This is a genomic window from Paenibacillus sp. Marseille-Q7038, from assembly GCF_965111595.1.
This window is the reverse complement of record NZ_CBCOOM010000001.1, coordinates 752,776-765,532: the sequence shown is the minus strand read 5'-3', so window position 1 is coordinate 765,532 and position 12,757 is coordinate 752,776. Positions and strand designations below refer to the sequence as shown.

General features: G+C 41.2%; 15 protein-coding genes. 5 read left to right on the top strand and 10 right to left on the bottom strand.

Going from position 1 to position 12,757, the window contains the following annotated elements; genetic code table 11:
* Nucleotides 1-78: 78 nt before the first annotated feature.
* The 3 genes from ACWPWY_RS03775 to ACWPWY_RS03765 are packed head-to-tail and all read right to left on the bottom strand — an operon-like array spanning nt 79 to nt 2,526.
* The gene (locus ACWPWY_RS03775) at nt 79-570 is read right to left on the bottom strand and encodes a DUF309 domain-containing protein (RefSeq protein ID WP_454190454.1); all 492 of its coding nucleotides are present in this window, start codon (nt 568-570) and stop codon (nt 79-81) included.
* Entirely contained in the window at nt 560-1,372 is an 813-nt protein-coding gene (locus tag ACWPWY_RS03770) for a GTP pyrophosphokinase (protein WP_454190453.1), read from the bottom strand. The genes ACWPWY_RS03775 and ACWPWY_RS03770 overlap by 11 nt, the downstream gene beginning before the upstream one ends.
* Before the next feature lie 59 nt (nt 1,373-1,431).
* Nucleotides 1,432-2,526, bottom strand: a complete 1,095-nt coding sequence (locus ACWPWY_RS03765) for a quinone-dependent dihydroorotate dehydrogenase (protein ID WP_454190452.1) — start codon at nt 2,524-2,526, stop codon at nt 1,432-1,434.
* A 314-nt stretch (nt 2,527-2,840) separates the two neighbouring features.
* Here ACWPWY_RS03765 and ACWPWY_RS03760 point away from each other — a divergent pair, with 314 nt between their 5' ends.
* Nucleotides 2,841-2,987 carry a hypothetical protein gene (locus ACWPWY_RS03760; RefSeq protein ID WP_191798136.1) on the top strand — a complete coding sequence of 49 codons (147 nt, stop codon included), beginning with the start codon at nt 2,841-2,843 and terminating at the stop codon, nt 2,985-2,987.
* A 166-nt stretch (nt 2,988-3,153) separates the two neighbouring features.
* Here the strand turns inward: ACWPWY_RS03760 and ACWPWY_RS03755 are convergent, their stop codons facing one another.
* Both ACWPWY_RS03755 and ACWPWY_RS03750 read right to left on the bottom strand, forming a co-directional pair.
* Nucleotides 3,154-3,396, bottom strand: a complete 243-nt coding sequence (locus tag ACWPWY_RS03755; protein WP_191798134.1) for a ferredoxin — start codon at nt 3,394-3,396, stop codon at nt 3,154-3,156.
* Nucleotides 3,397-3,523: 127 nt separating this feature from the next.
* A complete protein-coding gene (locus ACWPWY_RS03750) occupies nt 3,524-4,804 on the bottom strand; it encodes a DNA polymerase IV (protein WP_454190451.1) in 1,281 nt (426 codons plus the stop codon).
* A 223-nt stretch (nt 4,805-5,027) separates the two neighbouring features.
* On the opposite strand from ACWPWY_RS03750, the gene cimA reads away from it, so the two are divergent.
* Nucleotides 5,028-6,647: a citramalate synthase gene (gene cimA / locus ACWPWY_RS03745; RefSeq protein ID WP_454190450.1), complete on the top strand. Its 1,620-nt coding sequence runs from the start codon at nt 5,028-5,030 to the stop codon at nt 6,645-6,647.
* A 57-nt stretch (nt 6,648-6,704) separates the two neighbouring features.
* Here cimA and ACWPWY_RS03740 read toward each other — a convergent pair whose 3' ends face one another.
* A complete protein-coding gene (locus ACWPWY_RS03740) occupies nt 6,705-7,268 on the bottom strand; it encodes a TlpA family protein disulfide reductase (RefSeq protein WP_454190449.1) in 564 nt (187 codons plus the stop codon).
* 161 nt (nt 7,269-7,429) lie between these two features.
* Here ACWPWY_RS03740 and ACWPWY_RS03735 point away from each other — a divergent pair, with 161 nt between their 5' ends.
* Entirely contained in the window at nt 7,430-7,861 is a 432-nt protein-coding gene (locus ACWPWY_RS03735) for a Mov34/MPN/PAD-1 family protein (protein WP_454190448.1), read from the top strand.
* On the opposite strand, the gene ACWPWY_RS03730 is transcribed toward ACWPWY_RS03735, so the two are convergent.
* Nucleotides 7,847-8,584, bottom strand: coding sequence for an exonuclease domain-containing protein (locus ACWPWY_RS03730; RefSeq protein WP_454190447.1), 738 nt, complete (start codon nt 8,582-8,584; stop codon nt 7,847-7,849). The two genes, ACWPWY_RS03735 and ACWPWY_RS03730, sit on opposite strands and share 15 nt — an antisense overlap.
* Nucleotides 8,581-9,669, bottom strand: a complete 1,089-nt coding sequence (locus ACWPWY_RS03725) for a DUF294 nucleotidyltransferase-like domain-containing protein (RefSeq protein ID WP_454190446.1) — start codon at nt 9,667-9,669, stop codon at nt 8,581-8,583. Before ACWPWY_RS03725 ends, ACWPWY_RS03730 begins: the two co-directional genes overlap by 4 nt.
* 308 nt (nt 9,670-9,977) lie before the next feature.
* Between ACWPWY_RS03725 and ACWPWY_RS03720 the strand changes: the two genes are divergently transcribed.
* The gene (locus ACWPWY_RS03720; RefSeq protein ID WP_454190445.1) at nt 9,978-10,406 is read left to right on the top strand and encodes a MerR family transcriptional regulator; all 429 of its coding nucleotides are present in this window, start codon (nt 9,978-9,980) and stop codon (nt 10,404-10,406) included.
* A 26-nt stretch (nt 10,407-10,432) separates the two neighbouring features.
* A complete protein-coding gene (locus ACWPWY_RS03715) occupies nt 10,433-11,107 on the top strand; it encodes a zinc metallopeptidase (RefSeq protein WP_454190444.1) in 675 nt (224 codons plus the stop codon).
* A 23-nt stretch (nt 11,108-11,130) separates the two neighbouring features.
* Here ACWPWY_RS03715 and ACWPWY_RS03710 read toward each other — a convergent pair whose 3' ends face one another.
* Nucleotides 11,131-12,042: a LysR family transcriptional regulator gene (locus tag ACWPWY_RS03710; protein ID WP_454190443.1), complete on the bottom strand. Its 912-nt coding sequence runs from the start codon at nt 12,040-12,042 to the stop codon at nt 11,131-11,133.
* Nucleotides 12,043-12,130: 88 nt separating this feature from the next.
* On the bottom strand, nt 12,131-12,751 hold the full coding sequence (locus tag ACWPWY_RS03705; RefSeq protein WP_454190442.1) for a rhomboid family intramembrane serine protease: 621 nt from the start codon (nt 12,749-12,751) through the stop codon (nt 12,131-12,133).
* Between the last annotated feature and the right edge of the window lie 6 nt (nt 12,752-12,757).

Here is a 12,757-nt window from a genome sequence, read left to right as displayed (position 1 = left end):
TTCCAAAAAGCTAATATATAATCATATAAACCCCCGATTTCTTTCACTTTATTAGTGAAGAGTCGGGGGTTTATATGATTAGGATGTGAATCCGTTTTTACCGAGTGCTTTCATTCGTTCCTCGTACACTTTCCCGCGTGTCGGACTTCTCCGCTGAGGTATATTCGGTTTTAATTCTTTCGATCTCTGATATACTGCTTCTTCTAGTTCATCATCCGAAATCACGATTGTATAATCATGATAAGGTGCAGGAGTTTGGTCCGAATGTTGCAGTTTCTCCAGTGCATTACGGCAAGATGAGAGAAGAAGTCCAAGTTCTATACCCAGTGTCTGCTCCGGATAAGGTTCAAGAATCTGGATAGCACTGTTAAGCATTAACTGCGCCCCGCGTAGATTCTGATTCCGATAATGATACATTCCTACCGCGACTTGCAACAATCCTTTATATACAGGCTCACGATCCTCTGCAAGCCACAACTCCTCGAGTACTTCATGGCACTCAAAATAATCACGGTCCCGGTTAAAATAGACCAGGTAATCGACATAGAGTGGATCGTATTTAGAACTCATCGGTTTCACTGCTTTTTCTTGCCTTATTAAGCAGTTCCTTTACTTCTCCAGATAAATGCTTAATTGCCTCGATGTCGTGAGCTTGCCAGTACGTATTGAATTTCTGTTGTGCATCAATCGCTTCATCCACAAGGTGATAGAAATATAACTGATGAATGATAGCCAGTGTCTTGGAGATGATACTAGATTCATCTTCAAACGTTTTTTGTGCATCCAGAATCTCGAGCCGTATTGCAGACATTTCATTGTCCAGTATAAAGGCAGCTTCAGAAGTCTTCTTCAGACGCTCTCTTACCATATCAGGCAGATTGTCTCTAAATTTGTAGTTCAAAGAATGTTCAATGGTAGCCCAGAAATTCATCGCTAGAGTACGAATCTGGATTTCAGCAAGTACATGCTTTTGACCAAGCGCTGTCTGGACAGGATATTCAACAATCATATGGAAACTACGATAACCGCTTTCCTTGAAATTGGTAATGTAGTCCTTCTCATAAAGAACTTTCAAATCTTTTCGTTCCCGAATATACTCGGCCACTCTGCGAATATCCTCCACAAATTGACACATGATCCGAATACCTGCGATATCCTCGATCCCGGTTTCAATTTCATTCATGGGCACTGAAAGCCGTTTGGCTTTATCCAAGATACTTGAAATTTTCTTGACGCGACCGGTTACGAATTCGATAGGTGCATACTCTTCACGTTTTTTAAGTTCTGCCCGCATTGTTTTAAACTTAACCTTAAGTTCCTCTACGGCCTGTTCGTAAGGAAGCAAAAATGTCCCCCAGTCTCTTCCGTCCATTGCCTATGCCTCCTGTCTTATGCTCATGCCTAAATCTTATTCATTATAGTACCAGCCACTTATCTATGGTCGGCTCCAACCGCTTCGGATATGTGACGATATCCATCCTTACGGAGCAGTTCCCTGAGTCCTTCATGAAGACGTTGATTGATCTCAGGACCTTCATAAATAAGCGCGGTATAAATCTCAACCAGACTTGCTCCCGCTTTAATTTTCTCGTAAGCATCTTTAGCTGTAAAAATGCCTCCCGATCCGATAATAGGGAGCTTCCCATTCGTTTGACGGTAAACCTGGCTGATGATTTCAGTTGAACGATCACGAAGTGGCTTACCACTCAGTCCACCTGTTTCTTTCGCATTCTCATGAGTCAATCCTTCGCGGCTTATTGTTGTATTCGTAGCTATGATACCCGAAACACCGCTTTTTGAAATCGTATCCACCATATATTTCAGTTCAATCTCAGTTACATCCGGTGCAATCTTGACTAGAACAGGCTTTGTTACGCCTGATTTCTGAGATTCTTTCTTCATCTGATCCATAACAGCTGCAAGCAAATCACTAAGTTCGCTTCCATGCTGCAAACTGCGTAGATCCGGTGTATTCGGAGAACTAATATTGACAACAAAAAAGTCAGCATGCGAATACAACATTTCGATACACTTGCGATAATCTAATGGAGCATCTTCATTCGCAGTGATCTTGTTTTTTCCAATGTTAATTCCAACCGGTATCGGTCGTTCCTTTAAGCCGGACAAAACGGTTGCCATTGCCGCTGCACCTTGGTTATTAAATCCCATACGGTTAACAAGTGCTTCATCTTGAGGAAGTCTGAACAGTCTAGGCTGTTCATTTCCGGGTTGTGGTTCTGGCGTTACGGTTCCCACTTCCATAAATCCAAATCCAATGGAAGAAAATCCAGGAACAGCTTCCCCATTCTTATCCAGTCCTGCAGCAAGACCTATCGGCGTGGGAAAATGGAGACCGAATAAATCGGTTGCAAGATCCGCTGTTTCACGTACACGATACATGGAACGAAGTAAGTTCACTCCTCCTGGTATTCGGCCTGCTTTGTTCAGACTGCCTATAACAAGATGGTGTGCTTTTTCAGCGTCCATTGCGAAGAAAAAAGGTTTTCCGATATTACGATACAGCAAATCATCCACTCCGTTTACTAGATCTTTTATGGGTGCTTACAAATGTATCAAAACACTGCTCCTATATCTAGCTACATCATATGTAAACTTACAACATATAGTATGAATACAGCGTGCTTTTTGATATCACCAGCATCCCCTCTACTCTCCAGTTTAGCGTTTTTTGTTGCAAAAGAAAAGGGATAGAGACCTAACGCCTTACCCATTTGCGAAGATCCAGACAGATATAATACTTTGATAATTTATCCCAGTTTGAATACAATAGAGAAAGCTTATGATAAAATCTAACTTTTGCCGTGAAAGGAGCATCTGCCATGTCTCAAAAGAGGAAGAAACCAAGCTTGCAGCAAAAGAAAGAAGAAGTAAATCGGAAAGCCTTGTTCTGGACCGCACTAAGTGTTTTGCTCCTTATTATCTTAATTGCTGTCTTCGTCATTATCGGCGAGTCGACAAACCCTTAATCTAGCTAATAATATGCTTTATCCGGATTCGTTTGGCCGTGGACAAGCTTAAGCTCTACCTGTCCTCGGCCTGTGCCGGAATCTATAGACCTTGCGGCATCCTTTATACAAAAAAACGCCCGGCACCGTAACTCGGCACCAAGGCGATCATCTGAAATGGATAGGATTAACCTTCCATGTTAAATGGTGTATCTGCCACTTTGATGGAATCTGTAGGGCAACCATCACAAGCATCTTGCATATCTTCATGAAGATCTTCTGGGATTTCTGCGTTACCGTGGTTCGCATCCCCGCTAAAGATTACCTCCGCAAGACCTTCATCATCGTAATCATAAATATCAGGCGCTGTTGCACCACAAGCACCGCAAGCGATACATGTATCTTTTTCAACCCAAGTATACTTAGCCATCTCTTCTCTGCCTCCTATATTTAAACACAACAAACCAGTAGGTTTTACCTATACTAACAAACAGTTTAATACAAACTGATAACAAATACAAATCATTTTGACCTGTATGTAGGACATTGTCAAGTCCCTATTCTGGGAGAGAAAGATTATCTTTTTGTAAGGATGTTCCACGTGATTTATAGTTGCGTATCAGGGTGGAAGGATCGTCTCCCAGCATCCCTGCCGTTACCACCGCGTTTTCTCCAAATTTATCTCTTAGTGTGTCCATTACCTTAATAAGTGATTCTTTCTTCGGCTGTTCTTGATAATCAAATAAATCCAGCTGCACTACAGATTCGCTCTTAGGAATCAGATTTTGCAGCGTAATTCCGAGCAACCTAATGGGTTTACCTGCACCAAATTGCCGATAAAATAAATCCACAGCTTCTTTATATATGTCTTTGTCATAATCAGTAGGTACCTGCAGCGCATGGGACCGAGTAATGGTTTTCATATCCGGTGTGCGAATCGTAATCTGGATCCCGCCTGCCATCATTCCTTGTCTTCTCAAACGGCGACCCACTTGGTCACTGATATTAAGGAGAACACGGTTAATGTCGCTTTGATTTGATATATCTTCAGGAAGCGTTGTGGTGTGCCCGATCGACTTATTCGGTTCACGGTCAGCGAGAACTGGTGAATCACTGATCCCATTAGCCGCTTGCTTCATCCATGTACCAAGTACACCAAAATAGTCTTTAAGCATCTGCTCATCTGCCTTTGCAAGCTGCCCAATCGTCATAATGTTGAGTTTCCGAAGTTTTTCTGCTGTTTTTTGACCAATTCCAAAGAGTTCCCCACACGGCTTACTCCATAGTATCTTTTCCACATCCCGCAATCTGAGAACGGTTATGCCGTTCGGCTTTTTCATATCCGAACCCATCTTCGCCAGCAGTTTATTAGGGGCAATCCCTATAGAACAAGGAATTCCTAGTTCTTCATTAATTCTTCTTTGAATTTCTTCTGCAATCTGAATGGGCGTACCAAATTGTTTTGAACCCGTAATGTCCAAGTAACATTCATCAATCGATGTGGCCTCAAGTTCCGGTGTATATTCATACGCGATTTTCATAAATGCCTTGGAGTATTTACGGTATAGATGAAAGTCTGGTGAAATAACGATAAGTTCTGGACATTTTCGAAGTCCCTGATTTACCACCATTCCTGTACTGATTCCAAGTTTACGTGCTTCGTAAGAACAGGTTACGATAACTCCTTTACGCTTTTCACTGCTACCGGCAACAGCTGTTGGTTTCCCTGCATAAAGGTCAGGCCTTTCCGCAGCATGAACGGAACAATAAAAAGCATTCATATCTACATGTAAAATGACGCGTCCCTTTACAGGATAATAATTCTTTACGTTCTCCATGCGGATACCTTCCTTACTCTTTTACTCGTTGAATAGATATAAAAGCAATCCATTAAAGCTTTATTTTACCGTTAATATCTCCTTAAGTACACCGGATTACGTCCATAATAAATGAATTCGTCCATAATAATTACAAAATAACATCTTACATTCCAGGTAAGAACTGATATAATAGTAAAATTATAAAGCTAAGGGTGACTTCTTAAAAGGGGGATTACATTTCATGTCTAAGTCCATCTCCATCTTCGATACTACACTTCGCGATGGCACACAAGGTGAAGGAATCAGTTTATCTGTAGACGACAAATTACATATTGCCAAGAAACTTGATTTTCTTGGAGTACAGTATATTGAAGGCGGCATTCCAGGAAGTAACACGAAAGATATTGAATTTTTTAAGCGTGTTCAGGAGCTCGGACTTTCTGCAAAAATCGTAGCTTTTGGGAGCACACGCCGCAAAGGCAGCGTCGCTGCGGAAGATGCCAATCTGAATCGAATTATTGAATCAGGCGCAGATGCAGCTACACTCGTGGGCAAGTCTTGGGATTTTCATGTGCATACGGCACTCCAAACGACACTGGAAGAGAACTTAGAAATGATTTATGACTCCATCCGTTATCTGAAACAAAGCGGACTAGAGGTCATTTTTGATGCGGAGCACTTTTTTGATGGTTACAAAAACAACTCAGCGTATGCCGTATCTGTAATAAAAAAAGCATATGAAGCAGGCGCCAACTGGCTTGTTCTATGTGACACGAACGGCGGAACGATGCCGCATGAAGTACATGAGGTGGTATCCTCCCTGACCGAGCAATTACCAAATGCAAATTTTGGCATCCATACCCATAACGACTGTGAGCTGGCTGTAGCCAATACACTGGCAGCCATCTCTGCTGGGGCAAGACAAGTCCAGGGAACGATCAACGGTTATGGTGAGCGTTGTGGTAACGCTAATCTGTGCTCCGTCATACCAAATCTGCAGCTAAAATTCGGTTATGACTGCGTTGAAGAAGAAAAACTTGGGCAATTAACCAATGTGGCTAGATATATCAGCGAGATTGCGAATGTCAATATGCCGGTTAACCAGCCTTATGTAGGTAATGCAGCTTTTGCTCATAAAGGCGGCATTCATGTATCGGCGATTATGCGCGATTCCCGTACGTATGAGCATATTGTTCCCGAACAAGTCGGTAACAAACAAAGAGTACTCGTATCTGAGCTTGCAGGACAGAGCAACATTGTTTCCAAGGCCAAAGACATGGGAATTGAATTTGATCCAACCAGTGAACAGACCAAAAACGTAATTGACAAAATTAAAGATCTCGAACATCAAGGCTATCAGTTTGAAGGAGCAGATGCTTCTCTTGAACTCCTCATTCGGGAAGCAAACGGTGATATGCAAGAACTATTCACCTTTGAGTCTTTTAAGATGTTGGTTGAGAAAAGCGTGGGTAAACCCGTTGTATCCGAAGCTTTTGTCAAACTAAACGTTGGTGGCCGCAGTCACTATACAGCTGCTGAAGGTAATGGACCCCTAAATGCACTGGACAACGCACTTCGTAAAGCACTCGTCACTTACTATCCTACTTTAAAAAACATGCATTTATCTGACTACAAAGTTAGAGTACTTGACGATAAAGATACGACAGCTGCCAAAGTTAGAGTTCTCATCGAATCCAAAAACTTCAGCGATACCTGGAACACCGTTGGTGTTTCCGAGAATATTATTGAAGCCAGCTGGGAAGCACTCGTGCACAGTTTCCGGTATGCACTTCTCGAGGAGAATCCTTCCGAGTTCATTGAACCGGATGCTTTGCCGCAACAAGGATTAGTAAACCATTAAACTTCTGTCTTCTATATGCAAAAAGAGGCTGCAGATCTCATCATCTGCAGCCTCTTCTTATTTCACAAGTGTCTTCACTTTCTTTTCTAATTCTTCTTCCGTCAAAATACCTAGAATAATCTCTTGGATCACTCCGTTTTTATCAATCAGTACATTTGTCGGAAATGCCATTCCTTTATATAAATCATAAACAGCGCCATCTTCATCCATTAAGATGGGAAATTGAAGTTTAAATGTGTCAACAAATTGTTTGGCTTCTTTAACGGTATCATATTTCGTTACATTGACTCCATATACATCAAGCTTATCTTTGTAGTTTTTCGCAAGCATATTTAAAGAAGCGGCTTCCATCTTACAAGGATCACACCAAGAAGCCCAAAAATTAAGCAAGAGTGCCTTTTCTCTTCCCCCGCCTACTTTATAAGTTTCTTTATTCTCAAGTCCTTTTAACTCAAAAGATGGTGCAAGCAGTCCTGCTTTTGCACCCGTTTCCGTAGGAATAGGGTTGTCCGTTTGGAATACATTTTGAATAGACAGACCCCCTTCTTTATTACTCGTTTGCCAAAAAGCAAAACCGATTAGCAGTAGAATCCCAGCCCATATATACAAGTTACGTTTCATTTGCCCATCCTTTTTCATTGTTATAGACTATATATGCTTCGTTAATTGATATCCTTGATCTCATTTTTCCCCTAATTTTGGTTAATTATATCACAAAAAACTCCTTTTCTAAAAAGGAGCTGCATGTATCTTATTAAAAAGAGAAGAAGGAGCTTCTTAACATGATCATCCGAATGACGACTGCAACTAACGAACAAATAAAATATCACTTCAATGCATCATGGCCTTCTGAAGGATGTGGTTTACTACTAGGCACCTCGTCAATTGACAACTCTGTTGACATCCATTCCATTATATCTGTCAAGAATGTGGCAGCAGAACCTAATCATTACTTTGAGCTCGAACCTGAAGTGTGGGTTCATCATCTGCTAACTTCTCCTGATTTAATAGGTCTATTTCACACGCACCCTGTTTCCGCTCCGCTTCCCTCAGCTGAGGATCTTCAGAACTTGCAGTCTTACGGACAATTGATGGAGGTGTATCTCATAGCGGGAATTAACCCCAAAGCACAGCGAATAGAACTTAATGCTTATGAGGTTGTTAAACAAGATCATGGTTATAGCCTTAGACCTGCCACACTATGCGTGACTTAGATGATGATATAAATCAGACAAAGTTACCACATTCATCTTAGAGATATCATCGAGATAGGATCCCCATAAACGAGCTGTCATCATCGCATCTTCTAAGGCATGATGTCTCCCCTTAATTTCAATATCTCTTGATTGGAGCAATTCATCGAGTCCATAACCAGACCGCTGCGGTTCAAGCCATCTCGCTAGCATCATTGTATCAATGACCCGGTGGCTTAGTCTCACTTTTGAGGTTTTCCACAGTGCAGCATTCAGAAATGATTTGTCATGTGCACTCGCATGGGCTACAAGAACACGCCCACCTACAAAAGACATGAAATCATGTAATCCATTCAATAGCTGAGGAGCATCCTGGGTCATCTCTGTTGTAATTCCAGTAAGCTTAGCTATGTGCTCCGGAATACTTTTCTTCGTTTTAACAAGAGTATAAAACTGTTCATCTTCTTTCACTCTACCACCTACAACCCGCACTGCACCAAAAGACAAAATCTCATCTCCATGTTGGGGAGCAAAACCAGTAGTCTCTAAATCAAATACAACCGCATCTAGTTCATTTAGTGGTGTCCGAAGTGTTTCCGGCCGTCGATTTTCTCTCATGAGTGAACGTAAAAAAGCCATTTGCTGTGCCGTAGGAGTCCCCATCATTGAAGCGATCGCAGACGGTACTCCGCCTTGTCTGAACGAGTTCCAAAAACCGTTATTCCCCCTGCTAGGCTCTTTCATATCCGGCCCCTTTCGATAAATCGAAGTTGTCTTTGCAGATTCCGATGTATTTTCTTGACAGCAGACAACCCTACTCTTAGTTCATCTAGTGTGTCCCTTTCTTTTAATTGGGCCTGATCAATATATCCACTACTTGATAATACACCATGATCTTCCTTCATCAGAGCGCTTCTTCTTAAATGCAGTGCGATCAAGAATGCTTTTTCACAGGGTTCAATCAGATGGGATGGAGCAGCTTCCAAAGTCGATAGTTTCTTTAAGCGTTGTAGTGTATTGGTCTCTTTTAGACCGTGCTGTAAAGCGAAATAGCGCCCGCTATTCACAAGCGGAATATACATCCCGTATTTCACACCAAATCCCCCAGCATGCTCACCAAAACGTTCCTTCACTACTTGACCTAGGATATTTAAGGTGGCTTTATGTTTTACGGTGTTGCGTAATACAGCTGCTGATAAATCAGGCGTCGATTCAAATAAGAAAGAGAAATGTTCCTGGAACTGATTGGATAAAGCGAGATCCCCAGCGACATGCCTCATATCAGCAGCAATGATGAAATAGCGTACCGGTTCCCATAGCAAGTCACTCGACCATTCACTAAGTTGTTCCCTCCAAGAAGAGAGCGTTCTTGCCCATAATGCTTCAGAACACATTACCTTGCCTTCACATTTTGCATAACCTGCGGACTCCAGCATATTACTTAGTCTTAGACCAAACTCTTTGAAAAAATGTTCTTTGTCTGGATGCTCTTCATCGCTGATAATCATTCCGTTATCTTGATCGCTCCACAGCGTTGCTTCCCTTCTTCCAGAGCTGCCAAATACAACGAAAGCATAAGGAACCGGTGCCTGCCCTAATCCTTCCTTCCACATTTCCTTTTCTGTGAGTTCTATCGCTTTCTTTGCAATGGCATCATGCAAATCATTAACAAGTTGATACCAATCCAGTATATTTATTTCATCAATACCATGTTGTAATTGCTCTTGTCTCTTCATACGAGCTTGCTTCAATGTAAAGGCGGAATCCACATTTTCCAGATCATCCATCTTTCTTAATGGGCTTTGCCCTGTAGATTTTAAAGGTTCCATTTTTCCCTGCCTCCTGTCCTTATCGTATATATCTTAATTTAAAAATTGGTATGTATTGGTATGTATATGTTATATAAATTAACACCTAACGAAAAATTATTTATCGTAAAGATTATAATCACTACCTCATCCTATTGACAATGTATATCTTTATATAAAATCGTTACCATATATGATTATTTTTTTGACTAATTATGAGAGCAAGTGTATATAATGACCTAAAAAGTGTGACGTTTGACTGTACGGTTCTTCATCATGTATCATATTGTTTATTGAATAGAGAAAGGTGAGTGTTTCTCGATGGGGATATGAAGCTGTATCGAATCGGTGAATTGTCGAAAGCTGCCGGTGTCAGTGAACGTACGATTGACTATTACACGAAGCTTGGGCTGATCACGCCAGAGCAACGTACACAAAAAAACTATAGATTATACAATCATGAAACCTTGTCTCGTCTCGAACGTATTATCCAGATGAAACTAGAGAAGTATAGTCTCGATGAGATTAAACAGTCTTTAGAAAAATGGAGCTCCGTTTCCTCGAATGAGCAGGTTACAAGCAAACTTAACAGTCTGGAAATTCATGTACAGCAGCTTGAACGAGAAATGAATGAATTGAAACCTCTCCTTCAAGACATGAAACCATCTCACCAGCACAAAGTCGTTGCAGGTTTATTAACGAAAAGTGCCGCTTGTATGGAAGCACTGAAGATTTTGCTTGAAAGCTCCATGATGTAGTTATTTATAAGAATGGAGGTAAATTTATGGGTTTTTTGTATGTTCTCATTATCGTTGCATTTATATTGTCACTTTGGGCACAGTTCCGAGTAAAAGGTACCTTTAACAAATGGGCTAAAGTGGAAAACACAACGGGAATGACGGGCTACGATGTTGCAAGACGCATGCTCGATCTAAATGGACTTCAGGATGTACCGATTGAGCCTGTGCGTGGAGCTCTCTCTGACCACTATGACCCGATTCACCGTGTGGTTCGGCTGTCAGAGCCCGTATATTACGAAAGATCGATTTCAGCCATCTCTGTTGCATCTCACGAGGTAGGTCACGCGATTCAGCATAAAGAACATTACCCAATGCTCGTATTGCGTCACAAAATTTTCCCCGTCGTGAACTTCGCATCCGGTATTGCACCATTTCTTATTTTAGGTGGATTTCTCTTTAATGCACTTAACTTAATTGGTATTGGTATTATTTTCTTCTCTGTAACGGTAGCTTTCCAATTGATTACCCTTCCAGTTGAATTTAATGCCAGCAACCGGGCTCGCGACATTATTGTACAAGAAGGCTACATCCAGAGAGAAGAAGAACGTGGCGTTGGTAAAGTTCTTAATGCCGCAGCCCTGACTTATGTTGCAGCTGCTCTTATCTCACTGCTTGAGCTAATTAGATATATCGCGATCTTCACAAGTAACCGTGAATAGCGAATATATAAGAAACCCCAGTCTTAATTGACTGGGGTTTTGTTATTTTCTAAGCCAAAGTAATCAAGTAAAAATGACCGGAAAGACTGCGCAACCAGCGGTAACTTCTCATCATTTCGATGAATAAGCCCAATCGAACGTGTTACTTTCGGGCTTGATAATCTTACTCTAGCAGGTTGAAGCGGGTTGGTTTGAAATAATGCCATTTCCGGAAGAACACTTACTCCCATCCCGGCTGCTACAAGACCACGAATCGCATCGGTTTCTTCTCCTTCAAATGCAATCCTCGGTGTAAATCCTGCTTCTAAACAAGCATGCCATACGATTGGCCTTAGAGAATAACCTTTGCTAAATAAGATAAACTTATCTTCCTTTAATTGTTCCAATCGAATTGTTTCTTCTCCAGCAAGCGGATGATTTTGTGGTAAAATGGCAAACAACTCTTCTGTAAGAACAACATCCCCACCGATCTGCTCATGTTTCTCAGGAAAAGGAGAAATAAATGCCAGATCTACTTCTGAAGATAATACGTCTCTAATCAATGTTGGGTACATCCCTTGTTTAAACTTAAATTTCACATTAGGATAGCGCTTTCTAAACTCCGAAACGACAGAAGGAATAAGGTGGATACCAAGACTATGCGGGAAACCAATACGAATTTCCCCTTTTTCAGGGTCCGAAAATTCATGTACCTCACCAACAGCCCGATCCAAGTCCTTAAGAATTCCCTCTACTCTTTTACAGAATAATTGTCCCACAGGAGTAAGTTGCAAATTTCTTCCCTTGTGCATAAACAAGTCGACTCCGAGTTCCTCTTCAAGATGATGAATCTGGCGACTTACTGCGGATTGAGCTACATGAAGCTCTTCCGCAGCTTGAGTCACGTGTTCTTTCTGTGCAACCTTTAAAAAGTACTGCAACTGTCGTAGTTCCACTCGTTTAATCGCTCCAATCTACTAAAACCATCCAAGTATTCCAATGATACTCTGCTTGACTCTACTGTATCATGCAAGCACGAATGAATCAACGATGCTTCGGTTTAAATAATCTAATTAACAAACCGTATATGAAAAAGCCAGCAATCAGCCCACCAAAATGAGCAACTAAATTAATATTGGCTACACCCAATGAAAAAATAATACCAAATCCTAAAATGGTATACATCACTTTTCTTGAGGCTTCATCCATATGATTACGCTGGAAAATGGCTATATATAAAAATGCACCATAGATCCCATAGATTGCTCCTGACGCACCCACTGAGAACATTGCTGAAGAATGATTATTATAGTAACCCTGTGTGATCAAATTACCAATCAAACCACTTGCTAGGTATAAAAAAGCATATTTCCAAGGACCCAGCAATCGTTCTAGGGGCGGTGCAAATACGAGTAAAGCAAAACAATTAAAGAACAAATGATCGAATCCAGAATGAAGGAACATCGAAGCAAATAAACGCCACACTTCATCATTGAATGGCGGGATATTAGCTAACGCTCCAAACTTCAATAAGGTGAATGGATTCTCTGATCCCCCATTAAACAGTAACACCATAAACATAATGACGTTAGCTGCAAGTAGTATCGTGGTTATCGGATAATACTTTATGTAACCTTTCCAGTTTTCATAACGCAAAAAAATCATAACTGC